Genomic DNA, 17,301 nt, shown 5'->3' with positions numbered 1-17,301 from the left:
TGTGGCGGAAACATTCAGACGACAAGTACCGGCTTCACGGTGCGGCCGTCCTCGGCGTCCTTGACGGCCTGCTCGATGTCGTCGAAGCCGTAGGTCCGGATGAGCTTGTCGAACGGGAAGCGGCCTGCCCGGTGGAGCCGAATGAGCTCCGGGATGAGCAGGGCCGGCACGCAGTCGCCCTCGACGACCCCCTTGACCGTGCGCCCGAAGAGCTGGGAGATCCCGAGCGAGGCCTCCTGGCCGGCGCCGGCGGAGCCGACGACGGCCGCCGTGCCGCCGATGCCGAGGACGGCGACCGCGGTGCGGACGGTCTGCGGCAGGCCGACGGCGTCGACGGCGAAGTCGGCTCCCTGGCCGGTGAGCGCGAGGATGTCCTCGACCAGGGAGTCGGAGTCGGCACGGAAGGTGTGGGTGGCGCCGAGTTCCCGGGCCAGTTCGAGCCGGCTGTCGTGCAGGTCCACGGCGATGATCCGGCCGGCGCTGACGATCCCCGCGGCCATGACGGCGGCCAGGCCGACGGCTCCCGCGCCCAGGACGACGATGCTGCTGCCGGCGGAGGGCTTGAGGGAGTTCAGTACGGTCCCCGCTCCGGTCTGCAGGCCGCATCCCATCGGGCCGAGCAGTTCCAGCGGTACGTCGGCGCAGTCGTCGGGGATCCGCACGACGCTGCGCTCGTTGACGACGGCCTGCGTGCTGAAGGAGGACTGGCCGAAGAAGTGTCCGCGCAGTTCCCCGCCCGCGGCGTCGCGGTAGGCGGTGCTGCCGTCCCGGCGGCTGCCCATCAGGTTGACGCCGAGGAACGAGGAGCAGTGCATGGGGTGTCCGCTGTGGCAGCCGCGGCAGCGGCCGCAGCTCATGGGGGCCAGGACGACCCGGTCGCCGACGGCGACCGAGGTGACCGCGGCACCGACGGCCGTCACGACGCCGCTGCCCTCGTGGCCGAGTACGGCGGGGGCGCCGGGCGGCAGGACCTGGTCGCGGGCGAGCAGGTCGGTGTGGCAGAGGCCGGTTCCGACGATGCGTACGGCGACCTCGTCGAGGCGCGGTACCTCCACCTGGATCTCCTCGATCCGGAACGGCCCTCCCTTCTCCCTGACGATCGCCGCCTTGGTAACAGCCATGCGGTGGTTCCTTCCTGCGTTCACGGTGGATGAGACGGTTCGAACGGTCGGCACCCCCGGCGGATCCGCCGGTGTGTGCCCACGGTTCCGCCCGGGCCCGGCTGAGCCGGGCCCGGGCGGGCGTGGTCGCTCCGGGTGGAGCGGTGGAGCGGTGGAGCGCGGTGGCGGAGGTCAGGCCGTACGGACGGCGCGTACTCCGCCGTTCTCGAAGGCGAGGTTCCGCTCCTGCGGGACGGGCAGGTCCGCGAAGGCGAACGGGGCCAGGGGGCGGTCGGCCATGACCAGCCAGGCCAGTCCGGTGCGCGGGTCCGCGAGGACGGTTTCCAGGGCGTCCACGACGCTCTCGGCGCTGGAGACCGCCATCCCCGCACGGGTCAGCTCGGCCATGCGGTCCGCGATCAGCGGGGTGTCGACGAGGCCGGGGCACAGGGCGTTGACGGAGATCCCGTCGGCCTCGAGGACCGGCCCGAGGGAGCGGACGAGGCCCACGACGGCATGCTTGCTCGCCGAGTAGAAGACCTCGTACGAGGGCCGCATCCCGGTGGCGCTGGCGGTGACGACGATCTTGCCGCCGGTGGCCTTGAGCGGGGCGTGGGCCGCCTGGATCCCGTACACGACGGAGTCGAGGTTGATGGCCAGCAGCCGCCGGTACCTTTCGGGGTCGAACCCCTCCCCGATCGACGTGCTGCTGATGGTCCCGGCGTTGAGGTGGACGACGTCCAGCCGGCCGAACCGCTCGACGGCGACGGCCACCGCGGCCTCGTTGTCCGCGAGGTCACGGACGTCGGTGCGGACGAAGTGGGCGCCGGTCTCGGCGGCGAGGGCCGTTCCCCGCTCGGCGTCCACGTCCGCGATCACCACGGAGCTGCCGTTCCGGGTGAACCGGCGGACGGCCGCGGCGCCGATGCCGCCGGCTCCGCCGGTGACGAGGACGACGGGCTTCTCGGTGTTCACTGGCTGCTCCACGCTCAGGCCGGGAGCTGCACGGACAGCTTGTGGCGGAAGATGTCCTTCGGGTCGTACTTGGCCTTGACCTGCTGGAGCTTGGCGTAGTTGCCCTTGTAGTACAGGGTCGTCCACGGGACGCCGGAGGTGTTCCAGGCCGGGTCGGCCAGGTCCGTGTCGGGCCAGTTGACGAAGCAGCCGTCGTAGCGGTCGTTGGGGACCGGGACGCCGCCCGTGTCGGCGTACAGGTCGCGGTAGAACTCGCGGTTCCACGTCTGGTGCCTGGCGTCGTCGGCGGGAACGTCCCAGCAGCTGAAGACCGAGGCGAGCATGATCGCCGAGCGGTGCACGGAGGCGCTCGCGTTCTCGGCGACGGCGTTGATCTGGCCGCCGAAGGACCCGAGGCTGAAGCTCGACGCCGTGTGGGAGTACGTGGTCGACGTCAGCTTCGCGTAGATGAGCGCGGCCTGCTCGTCGGTGTAGCGCTTGCGCAGCAGCGCGCCCTTGGTGCGGGAGCGCGGCGGGCCCGTGACGCCCATGGCGACGGCCGTGTCGGCGGCGTTCACGGTGGTGTACTGCCACGGCTGGCGGCCGGTGTTGATCATGGTGGCGCGCGGGGTGACGTTGGCGGTGAGCGCCGTCATGAAGTCGTTCAGCAGCGTCTCGTTCGCCGGGTCGGCGGGGTCGGCCTGGGCGGAGACGAAGATCTTGCCGGCTTCCTTGCGGGGGGCGATCAGCGAGGCGTAGAGCTGGTTGCCGCGCTGGCCGGGGGCGCTGTACTGCTCGTGCCAGGTGCCGAAGTTCTTCAGCAGCTGGATGAACGACACCTGGTCCATGTCGGCCCAGTTCCAGATGGCGCGCGCGGTCATGATGGCCTGGGGGCGCCGGGGCAGCTGGTCCTGCGGCTTGGTGGAGGTGACGTTCGGGCTGCGCAGCCAGAAGCGGCTGACGACACCGAAGTTGCCGCCGCCACCGCCGGCGAAGGCCCACCACAGGTCGCGGTTGGCGTCGGCGGGGTCGCGGGTGGCGACGACCGTCTTGACCTCGCCGGCCGCGTTCACGTGGACGACCTCGACGGCGTAGAGGTGGTCGGAGACCAGACCGTGCTGGCGGGACAGCGCACCGACGCCGCCGCCGATGATGTGGCCGCCCGCGCCGACGGCGGGGCAGGTTCCGGCGGGGAGGGTGACGCCCCAGCCGTAGTCGAGGTTGCGGTAGATCTGGCCGAGCGTGGCGCCGGGCTCGATGCAGAAGGCCGCCATGGTGTCGTCGTACGTCACCGAGCGCATCTCGGAGAAGTCGATGACGACCTGGTTGGCCGGGTCCTCGACGAGGCCGGCGAGGCCGTGGCCGCCGGAGCGGACCGCGATCCGCTTTCCGGCGGCGTAGGCGTCGGCGACGGCCCGGTTCACCTGGTACGGCGTACGAACAATTCGGAAGTATTCCGGATTGGCCTTGTACAGCTTGTTCCAGTTGCGCAGCTGCAGTTCCCCATAACGGGGATCCGACGACGGGACGACGACCGACGGGCTGTTTTCGATCTTTCCCGAAGGCGGCGGCGACGTCGGGTCGATGGCGTGGGCCACCTGGGGCACGGCGAGGCCTGCGGCCACCGCTCCGGCGCCCACTATGACACTTCGTCTGGCGTAAACGGACACAGCAAAGTCCCCTTGATGCATGGAATGCGGGAAGGTTGGAGTGATTTCCTAGGGGAGGTTATCGGCCATCGCCGGCAAATAACTCCCCTAAGAAACCCCAACCGTCGCCCGGCAGACCACCGCGGACTTCACGCGTTCACGGCCGCCGGCGCCGGTGTGGCACTACTCCTGAGCGGCGGCCTCGGGCCGCTTGGGCCGCACGTTGATGAGCGTGCCCGCGACCACGGCGCCGACGAGGGCGACGCCCGCCGCGACCGCGCAGGCCAGGGCGAGTCCGTGGACCGCCGCCTCCTGCTCCGCCCCGGCCGCTCCCGCGTGCGAGGCGAGGTAGGTCGCGGCAGCGCTGGTCGAGACGGTGTTGAGCAGGGCCGCGCCGACCGAACCGCCCACCTGCTGCGAGGTGTTGACGACCGCCGAGACGATGCCCGCGTCACGTGGTTCGGCCGCGGCCATCGCCGTCTGGAAGACGGGCACGGCGAGGTTTCCGACGCCCAGCCCGAACAGGAGCAGGGCGGGGAAGACGCCGGTGAGGTACCCGCTGTCCGGGGTGAGCCGGGTCAGGACGAGCAGCCCCAGGGCGGAGATGACCAGCCCTGCCGCGATCATGACGTTCGGCCGCAGGCGCAGCAGGAGCTTGCTGGCCACCTTGGTGGAGTAGACGGCGGCGGTGATGATGTAGGCCAGGAAGGCCAGGCCGGTCTTGAACGGCGAGTACCCCATGACGGACTGGAGCTGGTACGTCATGCCGAGGAACATGCCGAGCATGCAGAAGGCCGAGATGCTCATGGCGAGGAACGCGCCACCGCTGTTGCGGTTGGTGAGCACCCGCAGGGGCAGCAGCGGCCGCTCCGACTTGTGCTGTACGAGGACGAAGGCGCCCAGCAGCACGACGGCCGCGCCGAGCGCCCCGAGGATGACGGGAGAGTCCCAGCCCTGCGAACCGCCCTCGCCGAGACCGTAGATGAGCGCCAGCATGCCCGCCGTGGCGAGGATCGCACCGGGGACGTCGAGCTTGGTGTCCGGGTTGCGTTCCGGGTTGACCAGGGCGAGGAAGCCGCCGATCAGGATGGCCGCGGCGAAGAGGATGTTGATGTAGAAGCACCAGCGCCAGTCGAGGTAGTCGGTGAGCGCGCCGCCCAGGATGAGGCCGGTGGCGCCGCCGGACATCGAGATGGCGGTGAAGATGCCGAAGGCCTTGGCGCGTTCGGCGGGAACGGTGAAGGTGCTGCTGATCAGGGAGAGGGTGGACGGGGCGATCAGGGCGGCGAAGACGCCCTGCGCGGCCCGTGCGCCGATCAGCATCTCCGGCGTGGTCGCCGCGCCGCCGAGGGCGGAGGCGAGGGAGAAGCCGATGACACCGATCATCAGGGAGCGCTTGAGGCCGAGGACGTCGCCGACGCGGCCTCCGAGGAGCAGCAGGCCGCCGAAGGTGAGGGCGTAGGCCGTCACCGTCCACTGGCGGGAGGAGTCGGTGAGGCCCACGGCCTCCTGGGCGGAGGGCAGGGCGACGGCGACGATCGTGGCGTCCAGCCAGACCATCAGCTGGGCCAGCGAGATGATCACCAGCCCCCACCAGCGGGTGTCGCGCCCGCCGGTCTTCGTGGCCGGGGCGCCGGCCAGGGTGTCGGTCACGTGTCGCTCGTCTCGGTGAAGGTGATGGCCCGCGAGGGGCACAGGTAGGACGCCTCGCGCACGAGTGCCCGCTGGTCCGTGGGGACCTCGTCCTCGAGGACGATGACGGTGCCGTGCTCCTCCTGGTCGAAGAGGTCGGGCGCGGTCATGACGCACTGGCCGGCGCCGATGCAGACGGCGGTGTCCGCCGTGATGTGAAGGGTCATGGTGGGCTCCGTTACCAGGCCACCGGCAGTTCGGCGAGGCCGAAGACCAGGCCCTGCTTGACCTCGATCTCCTCCACGGGGGAGGCGAGACGCAGGGTGGGGACGCGGTCGAACAGGGTGCGCAGGGCGACGTCGAGTTCGACGCGGGCCAGGTTCTGTCCGATGCACTGGTGGATGCCGAAGCCGAAGCTGAGGTGGTTGCGGACGTTGCGGTGGATGTCGAGCTCGTTGGCGCGCTCGAACTGGGCCTCGTCGCGATTGGCGGCGGGGTTGAGGAAGAGGATGCCGTCGCCCTCGCGGATGGTGACGCCGGCGATCTCGATGTCGGCGGTGGCCACGCGGGAGAGGCCGCCGGTGAGGGAGAGGAAGCGCAGCAGCTCCTCGACGGCGTTGCGCCACAGTTCGCCGTCGGCCTTGAGCTCGGCGAGCTGCTCGGGGTGCTCGAGGAGGGTGAGGACGCTGAGGGCGACGGTGTTGGCGGTGGTCTCCTGGCCGGCGATGACCAGCACCAGGGCGTAGCGGACGAGTTCGTCGCGCTCCAGGGTGCCGTCCAGGACCTGGGTGACCAGGTCGTCGAGGAGGCCCTCGCCGGGGGCGGTCTCCTTGGCGATCAGGAGCTTGCCGAGGTAGTCGGCCAGGTCGCTCATCGCGTCGACGACCTGCTCGGGGTCGAAGCGGCGGTAGGTGAGGTCCTCGAAGTAGTTGCGGTCCTCGTACGGGATGCCGAGGAGCTGCGAGAGCACCATGGCGATCAGCGGCTTGACGTAGACCTCGAGAAGGTCGGCTGAATTGCCGGAGGCAACCATCTCGTCGGCGAGCGCGGTCGCGGTCCGCTCGATCTCGGGCTTGATGTTGGCGATCTTCTTGAGGGTGAAGCTGGGCAGGACGTCGCGCCGCTGCTTGGTGTGCAGGGGCGGGTCGGTCCTGATGAGGGCGCCGATGGCCGCCGAGCGCGGGGTCTGGAGCTGGGTGAGCGCCGGGATCGGCATGGGGAAGTTGGGGTGGAACCGGTCGACCGACATGGCCGGGTGCGACATGAGTTCACGGGTCTCGGCGTGTCCGGTCACGGCCCACAGGGGGCGGCCGTCCCACTGGCGCACACGCGTCACGGGACCGATCGCGCGCAGGTCCTCGTACTCGGCCGGCGGGTGGTACGGGCACGTGCGGGTCATCGGCAGCTCGGGCAGCGCTTCCGTCGTTTCGGACGCGAGCGTCTCCGTCATCGGGAAAGGTCTCCAGTCTGGGTGGGTCGTGGTCGGGTCGAGGGCACGCCGCTCACGGGGCGGGCGTCAGGAAGTGGCCGTCGACGCGGACGAGTTCGCCGGTGACGTTGCTGTTGGCCGCGGAGCCGAGGAAGACGACGGTGTTGGCGACGTCCTCGGGGGAGGTGTTCCGCTTGGTGGCGGCGGCTTCGGCCGTGAAGTTGAGCAGGCCCTGCGACATGGGCTTCTCGCCCGGGGTGAAGCCCGGCAGGACGGCGTTGGTGAGGATCCCGGCGCGGCCGAGCTCGCGGGACATGACACGGGTCAGGCCGTGCAGTCCGGCCTTGGCGGCGGCGTAGGCGGAGCGGCCCGGGTAGCCGTCCTCGGCGAAGGTGGAGGAGATGTGCACGATGCGGCCCCACTTGTTGCGCCTCATGCCGCCGACGACGGCGCGGCTCAGCAGGTACGGACCGAGCAGGTTGGCCTGGAGGGAGGCCGCGAAACGCTCGGCGGGCTCGGTCTCGAAGAGTTCGCCGTGGCCGGGGAAGCCGGGCATGGCGACCGCGTTGTTGACGAGGACGTCGACGCTGCCCCAGCGGTTGTCGACGGCCGTCAGGAAACGCGTGATGGAGGCCTGGTCACCCTGGTCGAGCTGCTCGGCGACGACCTCGCCTCCGGCGAGTCCGGCCCGGCGCACGGTCTCCTGGGCCCCGCCCGGGTTGCTGTGGTAGGTGGCGACGACACGGGCGCCCTCGGCGGCGAAGGCCACCGCCGCGGCGCGGCCGATCCCCCCGCTGGCGCCGGTGATGACGACGACCTTGTCCTTGAGTCCGAATTCCATGAGTTTTCCTCTATTTGTTCTTTTCATCGGGACAGGCGTGAGCCGCCGCGGACGTCGCGGCGGCTCACGCCTGGGTTCAGCCCAGCCGGGAGCGGAGCTCCTGGCGGTCGGCGAGCTGGAGTTTGCGGTAGGTGCGGGTCAGGTGCTGTTCGACCGTGCTCACCGTCACCGACAGCTCGCGGGCGATCTTCTGGTTGGACACGCCCTTGGCGGCCAGCACGGCCACGCGCCGTTCCGAGGGGCTGAGCTGCTGGAGGCACACCGTGTTGCGGTCGTAGATCTTGTACCGCGGTACGTCGCCCTCCATCCCGGAGAGCAGCCCGCCGCTCTGCAGTCCGGCGGCGACCGTGGCCAGGCCCGGCGTGCCGATGGCCTCCCGCAGCTGTTCGAAGATCGCCTCCCGGGTGTCGAAGCGGCTCTCTCCCGCGTCCGTGGCGGCGGCGAGCAGCCCGGGCCGGTCCAGCGCCTGCACGATGTACTCGACGGACTTGCTGTAGTCCCCCATGGCCATGTAGGCGGCGGCCGCGGACAGCCGCCAGGGGATCCGCCGGTCGCGGTCGAAGCCCCAGTCGGCCAGGATCCGGCCGCAGCGCAGGAAGTCCGCGAGGCCGAGCAGGTGGTCCCCGGTGGCCAGGTGGTGGTGGCCTCGCGCGTACAGGTAGCCGAGCCCGTACCGGGTCTCGAACATGGACTCCGGCAGCCGGCGCCGCAACAGCACGGCCCCCTTGGCCGAAGCGCCGGTGAGGGTGTGCGCGTGCAGCAGGGTGGCCAGCGGTCCGCCGATCCGCACGCCCCACCGGGAGGCGGGCAGCATCCGCAGGGCGAGTGCCGCGTCGCTGACGGCTTCGGCGTGGTCACCCGTGCGCAGGGCCGCTTCCGCCCGCAGCGCGGTGAGCGACGCCCTCCACGGCATGACCTGGCGGTGCGTGGTGTCGGCCAGGAAGCGGTCGCACCAGGAACGGGCCTGTTCGGGCCGCCCCCCGAGCACGTGAGCCCAGAGGGCGGCGAGCGTGGCGGGCGCCATCTCGTCGGTGAAGATGCTGCGTTCGAGCGCCTGGTCGGCGAGCTGGGCGGCGTGCGCGGGGTCGGTGCGGCCGGTCAGCGTCCCGGCGAGGGACCAGGCGGCGGCGTACCGGGCCCCCTGGACCGAGGTGGTGTCGATCCGCTGGCGCGGGGCCCGCTCGTCGACGGCCTGGCGCAGCAGGCCCGGGAACTCGGCGGCGACCAGGAGTTTGCCGCCCTCCAGGTCCATCAGCCGCAGGTCCTCGCGGGCGGTCAGGTCGTGGATGCCCTGATCGATGCTGCCCAGGATGTCGCGGGCGTCCCACAGGGTTTCGAGCCGGCGGCCGGAGATCCGGAAGTCGTCCCCGGTGCTGCGCTGGGGCGCCGGCGGCGGCACGGGGCCGTTGTGGAAGGACTCCAACCACCGGGCGGCCTCTTCCGCCGATGCCCCGTCGTCCTTGAGCGCGACGGCGGTCTGCTTGCCCAGGGTCACCCGGCGCCGGCGCGGCATGTCGCCGAGGATGGCGCCGCGCGCCATCTCGTGGCGGAATCCGCCGGCCGCGAGCAGGCCCGCCGCGACGAGCTCGCACGTGGCCTCCTGGACGACGGCGATCTCGTTGCCCGAGATCTCGGCGATCAGACGCGCCGACTCGTGCTCGCCCGCGGCGGCGATCGCCTCCGCGATCTCCCGTATCTCGGGGTCGAGGCGGTGCAGAGTCTCCAGGACGGCGCGCGCGTACCCCGGCCCGATGGGGACCTGGGCTCCCTCGCCGGGAGCCGGGTAGCGGTCCCGGTCCGCCGCGAGGTCGCGCAGCAGCGCCGTGGTGACCAGCATGTTGCCGTTGGAGAGCCGCAGCAGCCGGGACGCGGTGTCCGCGTCGATACCCAGGCCGAACTCCGCCTCCGCCAGCGCCACGAGCTGCTCGGGCAGCAGCGAGGTGAGAGAGATCTTCCGGAACGTGGAGCGGCCGGTCAGCTCCTGGGCGAGCCAGTGGTAGCCGTGCGGCGAGCCGACCCGGTCGGTGGCCACGACGAGGACCGGCCGGTCACCGATGGCGGAGGCCAGCCGCGACAGGAAGCCGGCCGACGCCGGGTGCGCGTGGCGCAGGTCGTCGACGCACACGAGCACGGTGCTCCGGTACGACAGTTCGACGATGTGCGCGATGGCCTCGTCGGCCTCCAGCTCCTGGTCCTCGGGCGCGAGACCGGAGTCGTCCGTGGACTCGGGCTGCGTGCCGAGCAGCCGGCGCGCCAGGCCGAGCGGACCGGCCGGCGTGAAGCGCGAGCAGTCGGCCCGGAGCACCATCACCCCGCGCGCCGCGGCGTATTCGGCAAAGGAATTCAGAAGCGTCGTCTTGCCCGCTGCGACCGGACCGGTCACCAGAGCGGTTCTTCCGTACCCCGCGGTCGCGTCGGCAAGAATGTCGCGGAGCACTTTCCATCCGAATGCATTGTGGATGGAAGTCATCAGGTGTATCCCCCAGTTTGCGTCATTTCAGGCTGCGCCCCCTGCGCCCCCCGTGGCCTGCACAGCGTCGCGGGACCCGGTCCCGCGTGCGCGGTGGTTCAGCCCCACCCCTGGTCGTCCGGGTGCGTGTCACCCGGGCCCGCTTCCGCCCCGGCGACGAGCCCCGTCCGGTCCACGACGTGGTCGCCGCCCGCGCTCACTACGAACAGCCCGGCGAGGACGGCACCGACCAGAGCGAAGTTGGCGAAAGTACGCATGTTGAAATGCACGAGCGTCATCAGTTCCCCCAGAACAATGAGCGGTACGCATGGAAAGAACGGCGGGCAACTCGCTGGTCCGCGGCGTTCCCCCCGCTGTCGGCAATCATCACAGCCCCGGGGCGGCGGGCTCGTGAATGCGTAGGATCCACTTGGCGACTGGCTGAAAGTGGAGAGGATCCAAATCGTGGCAACCAATGACATACCGGACGCCTCCAGCGTTCCCCAAGCGGATACGGTCACCCACCGGGTCTACTCCTACGCGGTCCAGCGCGTGTGCATCGAGGTGTCCGCGTGCGCCGAGGACCTCAGCCTCCCCTTCGGCCAAGTCGAGTCAGCCGTAGGGGAATTGGCCAAGCTCCGGCTGCTCCGGCCCGCCGGGGACGGGCGCGGTCAGTTCGTCGTCGTCGACCCCGCCTCCGCCTCCCTCCAACTCCTCTCCCCGTACGACGAGGAACTGCGCGCCCGCCAGCACGCGGTGGAACAAGTACGCCAGCAGCTGCACAGCCTGCTGCCGCTCTACCGCTCCAGCACCTCGGACGGTTCGCGCACCTCGGGCATCGAGCGCATCGACGACCTCGACGCGGTGCGCGGGGTCCTGGGCCGGCTGGCGGACGAGTGCCAGTCGGAGGTCATCACCTCCCAGCCGGGCGGCGCCCGGAGCCCGGAGGTCCTCGAGGAGACGGCCCGCCGCGACAGCGTCATCCTGAACCGCGGGGTGCGCATGCGCACGCTCTACCAGCACACCGCCCGGTTCGACCAGCCCACCCGGGACTACGTCACCAGGATCACCGGCAACGGCGCCGAGGTGCGCACCACCGGCAGCGGCTTCGCACGGGCCATCGTGTACGACCGCACCACGGCCGTCATCACCCTGCCGGACAATCCGCACGGCGCCGCGCTCATCCGCAACCCCGACGTCACCCAGTTCGTGGTCCAGTCCTTCGAATACGCCTGGGCCACCTCCGAGCCGTTCAATCCCGAATTCGACCGGAGCGAGATCCGGTCCATTTCGGATTCGCTGAATGAAGCGGTGCTCCGGATGCTCGTGAGCGGCCACGACGACAAGTCCATCGCACGTCAGCTCGGCATCTCCCCCCGCACCTGCCAGCGCCGCGTCTCGGACCTGATGCAGCGCATCGGCGCCCGTACCCGCCTCCAGGCCGGCTACCTCATCCGCCACAACGACCTGGTGCCGCTCGTCGAGAGCGAGGAGGACGGGATCCCCGGCAGGCCCGCGGGGATTTTCGGAGGCACCCCCTAAAGAACTCTGGGGTCAACTCCCGTTGCTCGTCCAAATCTCTTTGACTACCGTCATTTTCGGGCCGGTTGACGTTCCCCCGCGGCCCTTCGGTACGAGAAAGGCATCCCAGATGAGCAAGGTTGTTGTGTTCGGAGCCGGCGGCAAGGCCGGTCGTGCGGTCGTGACCGAGGCCCTGTCCCGCGGCCACGAGGTCACCGCCGTCGTGCGCGACCCCGCCAAGTACGAGGACCTGGCGTCCGCCCGGGTCCAGGTCGTCGCCGGTGACATCACCAACGTCCGCAGCGTCGCCGCCGCGGCCGAGGGCCACGACATTGCCATCAGCGCGGTCTACGACGCCTCCTCCGCCCCGGAGCCGTTCTTCGTCGGCGCCGCCCACGCGCTCCTGGAGAGCCTGCCGCAGGCCGGCGTCCGCCGCGCCCTGATCATCGGCCTCGTCTCCAACCTGGAGTTCGCCCCCGGCCAGCGCATCATGGACGGCCCGGACTTCCCGGAGGCCTTCCTGGAGTTCTCGAAGGGCCACGCGGCCGGCCTCGAGGTCTTCCGCTCCGCCACCACGGACCTGGACTGGCTGGTCGTCACCCCGCCGATGGTCCTCGACGAGGCCGAGCGCACGGGCACGTACCGCGTCGGCGGCGACCAGCTGCTGACCAAGGAGGACGGCACCAGCCACCTCTCCTACGCGGACCTCGCCGTCGCCCTCCTGGACGAGGCCGAGACCCCGAAGCACCACAAGACCCGCATCTCCGTCGCCGACTGACGCGGAAGCGCACCCCCGCGCGCACTGCCTCCCGAGCCGGGTCCGGACACCTGGCGCGGGAGGCAGTGCCCCGTTCGGGTCCGCAGAGCACTTACAAACCGGTAAGTGGGCACTTGAAAGTAAGTACTTGAACCGAAATCCCCGGTCGACAAGGCTGAACAGGCTGAGCGCCGGAGGGGCGGGGTGATCACTCTTCGGCGCTGCCGGCGCGTCGAAACGATTCACGCGGAGGGCACGGGTGCGCACACATCGCGCCGGTCTTCCCGGTAATACAGAGGAGCTGCAATGGCGGGCAACGACCGCTCACCGGTTACGGTCATCGGACTGGGACTCATGGGACAGGCGCTGGCCGCCGCGTTCGTGAAGGCGGGCCACCGGACGACCGTGTGGAACCGCTCGCCCGAGAAGGCCGATGAACTCGTCCGGCAGGGAGCCTTACTCGCGCCCACCGCCGCGGACGCGGTGAGCGCCGGCGAGCTGATCGTCGTCTGCCTGTCGACCTATGACGTGATGCACGAGATCCTCGACCCGCTGGACGGTGCCCTGTCCGGCCGGGTCCTCGCCAACCTGACCTCCGGTTCCTCGGAGCAGGCCCGCGAAACGGCCGTGTGGGCCACCGAGCGGGGTGCCGAGTACCTCGACGGTGCGATCATGGCCATTCCCGCGACGATCGGCGCGGCGGAGTCCGTGCTCTTCCACAGCGGCTCGAAGGGCGCGTTCGACAAGCACGAGGCCACGCTGAAGGTGCTGGGCGGTGCCACCACGTACGTGGGTGAGGACCCCGGCCTCGCCGTGCTCTACGACGTCGCGCTGCTCGGCGTCATGTGGGGCACCCTGAACAGCTTCATCCACGGTGCGGCGCTGCTCAAGAGCGCGAACATCGACGCCAAGGCCTTCCTGCCGTGGGCCACCTCGTGGATCGACGCCGTCAAGCACTTCGCCACGGACTACGCGGGCCAGATCGACGCCGGTGACGGCAAGTACCCGGCGAACGACGCCAAGCTCGAAACCCACTTCGCGTCGATCGAGCACCTCCTCCACGAGAGCGAGGCCCAGGGCATCAACACCGAGCTGCCCGCTTCCGTGCACGCCCTGGTGAAGCGGGTCATCGCCAAGGGCTACGCCGAGAACAGCTACGCCGCCATGATCGAGCTGTTCCAGGACCCCAAGGCGTCGTAGCGGCACCGGCCCGGTCCTCGGGCACGGCGACGTCCCCACCCGATCCCGTCCGGTCACCCGACCGGACGGGATCGTGCTGTTCCCCGGCCCCCACGGCCCTACGACCGCGCCCCGCCGGAGGGTCCGGCGGGGCGCGGTGGCGTGGTGCGCGGGGCGGCTACAGGAAATCGGTCTCCGGGTCGAGGCCGAGCAGGACGCGTCCCTGCACCTCCAGGTTGGCGTTGAGCTGCACCAGCGCGTGCAGCGACAGGCCCTCGATGTCCCGGTGGAACCGCTGCAGGTCGACGTTGCGCTGGATGACCGAACCGCTGCTCGCCCGGAAGAGCAGCGCGACCGCCTCCCGGCACAGCTCCACCGCGAAGGCGGTCTGGCCCCGTATCGCGGCCTTCTCCTCGTCCGTGGGCTGTTCGCCGGCGTCCGCTCGCTTCTGGAGCACGTCGAGCCACCGGGTGGAGAGTGCCTCGGCGGCATCGATCTTGTTCGCCGCGGTGGCCACCTGGACCTGGGTGAGCGGGTACAGGCCCTGCTCGGTCCAGTTGGTGTAGGTGATGCCGCGGCCGGGCAGCCGCTCGACGAACAGCTCGTACGCGCCGCGGGCGATGCCGATGAACACCGACGCGACGTCCGCGAGGATGTACCCGAGGAGCCCGTAATTACGGCCCGTGGCACCGGTGTTGGAGCGGTTCGCGGTGGTGCCGATCATCGCCTCCTCGTAGGAGACCACGTGGTGCGCCGGCACGAAGACGTCCTTGGCCACCGTGGTCGCGCTTCCGGTGCCGGCGGCGGCCGAGACGTCCCAGTCGTCGACGACGGTCAGCCGGTCCATCGGCACCACGGCGATGACCTCTTCGGCCGAGCCGTCGGGCCGCTGGACCATCCCGGCGACCAGGTTCCAATGGGCGCCGCGGCAGCCGGAGTTGAACTTCCAGGTGCCGTTGAGGGTGTATCCCCCCTCGACGGGGACGAGCGTTCCGTTCGGAGCGAAGACGATGGAGACGCGCACCGAGCCGTCGGCGAAGACCTCCTCCTGGGCCCGGTCGGAGTAGAGCCCCGTCGCCCAGGCGCTGGTCACCCACACCATGGTCAGCCAGCCGGTGGAGGGGCAGCCCCGGGAGATCTCGGCGATGACCTTGCTCTGGTCGGCCACGCCGAGCTCGAGACCGCCGAACCGCCGGGGCACCGCCATGCGGAAGACCCCGGCGCTCTCCAGCAGCTCGATGTTCTCCTCGGGGATCCAGCGCCGGTCCTCCGCCTCGACACCGTTCTTGCGGAGCGTGGGAACGATGTCCCTCACCGCATCGAGCAGGGATATCAGCTCGTCATTCATGGGCACTCCGGCTCCTCGGCATTGCTGAATTTGTTCGGGGAACACGCTACTGACCGACAGGGAGTGCACAGTCATGTGACGGTAACTCCGAATATCGGCACGACCGGCCGGTGATCTCGATTACCGGTCGATTACCGGCCGGTGATTCCTCTGTGGGTGAAGCGGACATGGAAAAGACCCTCCGATGGCAGCATGAACCGGTGACTACCTTGTGGCCCGACCTCGTAAGCGAAGCGACCTCTTTCAGCACCGGCGTCCTCGACAAGTGCACGGACCAGGACTGGTCCCGCCCCGCCGGAGAACTGGAGTGGAGCTGCTATCAGACGATCTCCCACCTGTCCCAAGCCGTGTTCGGATACTCGGCTCTGCTCATCGCCCGGCCCACCGACCGCTACATCGGCGTGCGCTTCTCCGTCGAGGCCGGCACGCCGCCCGAGCTGGCGGTGGAGGGGATCCGGATCGGGGGCACGCTCCTGCGCTCTACCCTCCGGGAGACCGGCCCCGAGGTCCGCGCCTTCCACCCGTGGGGCACCGCCGACGCGGCGGGGTACGGGGCCATGCACGTACTCGAGGTCCTGGTGCACAGCCGCGACATCGCCCAGGGCTTCGGGCTGGACCAGCCGCTGCCCGACGACCTGTGCGAGCCGGTCGTGCAGCGGCTGTTCCCGCAGGCGCCGTCGGGCTTCCGGCCCTCCGAGACCCTGCTGTGGTGTACCGGCCGGGCCGCGCTGCCCGGCCTGGAGCGTCAGCGGGACTGGCGCTGGTACGCGGACGTCCGCTGAGAGGGAGCCCCGCCCGTGTACGGACGGCCCGGCCGCGCGCGTGCGCGGCCGGGCCGTCCGGTGATCAGGAGAGGTAGGGCTGCACCTGCTTGACGGCTCGCACGCCCGACTCGAGCGCCCCGTCGATGTAGCCGCTCCAGCCGTTGGCGGCGTCGCCACTGGCGAACACGACCCGCCCGGTGTCCGCCAGGACGTTCGGGTACAGCGAGGTCAGCTGGCCCGGGTTCCGGAAGCCCCAGGCACCGAGGGCGTACTCGTCCTTGCCGTAGTCGTGACCCTTGACGGAGATGATGTCGAGGTCGACACCGAGCTGCTGCACGGCCGCCTTGAGCTGGGTGACGTTGTTGACGTCGAGGTTCGGGTCGACGCTGAAGCCCACGTAGAGCTGTCCCTCGGAGGTGGCCGGTCCCGCCTGCAGCCACGGGATCGACGGGCCGCCCTCGGCGCCCTGCGCGTAGAACCGGCCCTGCCCGGTGCGGGCGTGGATCCAGAACTTCTTGCCGTGCTCCGTGCCGCCCGCGTTCTGCGTCGTCGCCGCGGTGTGCGCGGCGGGCATCGACGGACTGAACTTGATCGTCTTCCACACGTTGATGGGCGCCGCCACGATCACGGTGCGTCCGGCGTACCGCACGCCGGCCTTCGTGGTCACGTACTGGATCCCCTTGCCGCCGTCGGCGACCGAGGCGGCGGGCGAGTTGAGGCGCAGGGTGGCGCCGGAGTCCTTCATCATGGCGTTCAGCAGGCCGGAGGTGCCCTGCTTCATGCTCCAGCGCACCGTGTTGTTCCAGCCGGTTTCGGTCCCGCCCGCGAGCTGCCACTGCTGGGCCAGCATCGTCAGCGCGCCCTGCGCGCTGGTGCCGCCGGCCAGCAGCGCCGTCTCGCCGTTGATGAGGATCTCGTCCGCCGGCGAGAGCGCGAGCTGGTTCAGCCGGTCGCGCAGCGACAGCTTGTCGACGCTCTGCAGCAGGTCCAGCCGGTGCAGCGGCTCGAACGGTCGGTCGAAGTACTCGGCCGACCCCTCGAAGAGGGAGGCGCGCAGCGCGCCGATCTTCGCGAAGCCCGCGGCCACGTCGAACTCCTTGGGGCCGCCGGCGGTCGGCAGGATCAGGCGGTCGATCGACCCCTCCTCCTGGAGCTCGATCCCGTACCGCTTGATCTCCGCGCCGATGTGGGGCTGCGTGGCCGGGTCCACCCAGGTGCCGCCCATCTCCACCTGCTGCCCGCCCAGGGTGCTGGTCCAGGTCCGTCCGCCGATCCGTCCGCGGGCTTCGAGGACCAGGACCCGCTTGCCCTGCTTGCCCAGGTCGCGCGCCGCCGTGACGCCCGCGAACCCCGCCCCGATGACGATGACGTCGTACGTCCCCCCGGGCGCCTCCTCCAGGGCCCGCGCGGGAGCCGAGAGCCCGAGGGCCGCCGAGGCACCCACGGCGGCGGCTCCGGCCGCCTTGAGGACGGTGCGGCGGGACGTCGTGCGCGCGGTGCCCGATGCCGAGCCGTCATCGGCGGCATTGAATCGATCGCGTCGGATGTTCATGATGTACGGATTCCCCCATCGAAGTCTGAAATGAATGCCGACCGAAATGCGGAGCAGGGAGGCGAACCTTCGGAACCTGGCTCGGCAATTGGGCCACTGCCAGTGTCCAGCCAAACCCGAGCGAAG

The 17,301-nt window shown here is 70.5% G+C and carries 15 protein-coding genes; 4 read left to right on the top strand and 11 right to left on the bottom strand.

Annotated features, from left to right (window positions below; genetic code table 11):
• Positions 1–14 precede the first annotated feature (14 nt).
• From ACIP5M_RS21920 to ACIP5M_RS21880, 9 genes are all read right to left on the bottom strand, one after another.
• Complete coding sequence (locus tag ACIP5M_RS21920) at positions 15–1,121, bottom strand: NAD(P)-dependent alcohol dehydrogenase (protein ID WP_401199457.1); 1,107 nt, start codon at positions 1,119–1,121, stop codon at positions 15–17.
• A 171-nt stretch (positions 1,122–1,292) separates the two neighbouring features.
• The gene (locus ACIP5M_RS21915) at positions 1,293–2,075 is read right to left on the bottom strand and encodes an SDR family oxidoreductase (protein WP_401199455.1); all 783 of its coding nucleotides are present in this window, start codon (positions 2,073–2,075) and stop codon (positions 1,293–1,295) included.
• 14 nt (positions 2,076–2,089) lie between these two features.
• Positions 2,090–3,679, bottom strand: a complete 1,590-nt coding sequence (locus ACIP5M_RS21910; RefSeq protein WP_401199453.1) for an FAD-binding oxidoreductase — start codon at positions 3,677–3,679, stop codon at positions 2,090–2,092.
• 207 nt (positions 3,680–3,886) lie between these two features.
• Positions 3,887–5,356 (bottom strand): MFS transporter, encoded by a 1,470-nt coding sequence (locus tag ACIP5M_RS21905; RefSeq protein WP_401199451.1) that lies wholly within the window; start codon positions 5,354–5,356, stop codon positions 3,887–3,889.
• On the bottom strand, positions 5,353–5,562 hold the full coding sequence (locus ACIP5M_RS21900; protein ID WP_401199450.1) for a ferredoxin: 210 nt from the start codon (positions 5,560–5,562) through the stop codon (positions 5,353–5,355). Before ACIP5M_RS21900 ends, ACIP5M_RS21905 begins: the two co-directional genes overlap by 4 nt.
• An 11-nt stretch (positions 5,563–5,573) precedes the next feature.
• Positions 5,574–6,785, bottom strand: a complete 1,212-nt coding sequence (locus ACIP5M_RS21895) for a cytochrome P450 (RefSeq protein WP_401199448.1) — start codon at positions 6,783–6,785, stop codon at positions 5,574–5,576.
• Positions 6,786–6,837: 52 nt separating this feature from the next.
• On the bottom strand, positions 6,838–7,605 hold the full coding sequence (locus tag ACIP5M_RS21890; RefSeq protein WP_401199446.1) for an SDR family NAD(P)-dependent oxidoreductase: 768 nt from the start codon (positions 7,603–7,605) through the stop codon (positions 6,838–6,840).
• Positions 7,606–7,681: 76 nt separating this feature from the next.
• Positions 7,682–10,075 (bottom strand): AAA family ATPase, encoded by a 2,394-nt coding sequence (locus tag ACIP5M_RS21885; protein WP_401199444.1) that lies wholly within the window; start codon positions 10,073–10,075, stop codon positions 7,682–7,684.
• A 98-nt stretch (positions 10,076–10,173) separates the two neighbouring features.
• Positions 10,174–10,353, bottom strand: a complete 180-nt coding sequence (locus tag ACIP5M_RS21880) for a hypothetical protein (protein WP_401199442.1) — start codon at positions 10,351–10,353, stop codon at positions 10,174–10,176.
• Positions 10,354–10,519: 166 nt separating this feature from the next.
• Between ACIP5M_RS21880 and ACIP5M_RS21875 the strand changes: the two genes are divergently transcribed.
• From ACIP5M_RS21875 to ACIP5M_RS21865, 3 genes are all read left to right on the top strand, one after another.
• The gene (locus tag ACIP5M_RS21875) at positions 10,520–11,596 is read left to right on the top strand and encodes a LuxR C-terminal-related transcriptional regulator (RefSeq protein ID WP_401199440.1); all 1,077 of its coding nucleotides are present in this window, start codon (positions 10,520–10,522) and stop codon (positions 11,594–11,596) included.
• Between the two features lie 109 nt (positions 11,597–11,705).
• Entirely contained in the window at positions 11,706–12,353 is a 648-nt protein-coding gene (locus ACIP5M_RS21870; protein ID WP_401199437.1) for an NAD(P)-dependent oxidoreductase, read from the top strand.
• Between the two features lie 285 nt (positions 12,354–12,638).
• On the top strand, positions 12,639–13,532 hold the full coding sequence (locus ACIP5M_RS21865; protein ID WP_401199435.1) for an NAD(P)-dependent oxidoreductase: 894 nt from the start codon (positions 12,639–12,641) through the stop codon (positions 13,530–13,532).
• 157 nt (positions 13,533–13,689) lie between these two features.
• On the opposite strand, the gene ACIP5M_RS21860 is transcribed toward ACIP5M_RS21865, so the two are convergent.
• Entirely contained in the window at positions 13,690–14,859 is a 1,170-nt protein-coding gene (locus ACIP5M_RS21860) for an acyl-CoA dehydrogenase family protein (RefSeq protein WP_401199433.1), read from the bottom strand.
• Between the two features lie 200 nt (positions 14,860–15,059).
• Between ACIP5M_RS21860 and ACIP5M_RS21855 the strand changes: the two genes are divergently transcribed.
• Complete coding sequence (locus ACIP5M_RS21855; protein ID WP_401199431.1) at positions 15,060–15,641, top strand: maleylpyruvate isomerase family mycothiol-dependent enzyme; 582 nt, start codon at positions 15,060–15,062, stop codon at positions 15,639–15,641.
• Positions 15,642–15,705: 64 nt separating this feature from the next.
• On the opposite strand, the gene ACIP5M_RS21850 is transcribed toward ACIP5M_RS21855, so the two are convergent.
• A complete protein-coding gene (locus tag ACIP5M_RS21850) occupies positions 15,706–17,175 on the bottom strand; it encodes a flavin monoamine oxidase family protein (protein ID WP_401199429.1) in 1,470 nt (489 codons plus the stop codon).
• Positions 17,176–17,301 lie beyond the last annotated feature (126 nt).

The sequence above is a fragment of the Streptomyces sp. NPDC088762 genome (assembly GCF_044750905.1).
GTDB lineage: Bacteria > Actinomycetota > Actinomycetes > Streptomycetales > Streptomycetaceae > Streptomyces.
This window is presented reverse-complemented; position numbering and strand designations above follow the sequence as displayed.

Bases quoted from the DNA above. Each gene is read 5' to 3' on its own strand.
- ACIP5M_RS21920 (WP_401199457.1), bottom strand. From the start codon at position 1,121: ATGGCTGTTACCAAGGCGGCGATCGTCAGGGAGAAGGGAGGGCCGTTC.
- ACIP5M_RS21900 (WP_401199450.1), bottom strand. From the start codon at position 5,562: ATGACCCTTCACATCACGGCGGACACCGCCGTCTGCATCGGCGCCGGC.
- ACIP5M_RS21895 (WP_401199448.1), bottom strand. From the start codon at position 6,785: ATGACGGAGACGCTCGCGTCCGAAACGACGGAAGCGCTGCCCGAGCTG.
- ACIP5M_RS21890 (WP_401199446.1), bottom strand. From the start codon at position 7,605: ATGGAATTCGGACTCAAGGACAAGGTCGTCGTCATCACCGGCGCCAGC.
- ACIP5M_RS21885 (WP_401199444.1), bottom strand. From the start codon at position 10,075: ATGACTTCCATCCACAATGCATTCGGATGGAAAGTGCTCCGCGACATT.
- ACIP5M_RS21880 (WP_401199442.1), bottom strand. From the start codon at position 10,353: ATGACGCTCGTGCATTTCAACATGCGTACTTTCGCCAACTTCGCTCTG.
- ACIP5M_RS21870 (WP_401199437.1), top strand. From the start codon at position 11,706: ATGAGCAAGGTTGTTGTGTTCGGAGCCGGCGGCAAGGCCGGTCGTGCG.
- ACIP5M_RS21865 (WP_401199435.1), top strand. From the start codon at position 12,639: ATGGCGGGCAACGACCGCTCACCGGTTACGGTCATCGGACTGGGACTC.
- ACIP5M_RS21860 (WP_401199433.1), bottom strand. From the start codon at position 14,859: ATGAATGACGAGCTGATATCCCTGCTCGATGCGGTGAGGGACATCGTT.
- ACIP5M_RS21850 (WP_401199429.1), bottom strand. From the start codon at position 17,175: ATGAACATCCGACGCGATCGATTCAATGCCGCCGATGACGGCTCGGCA.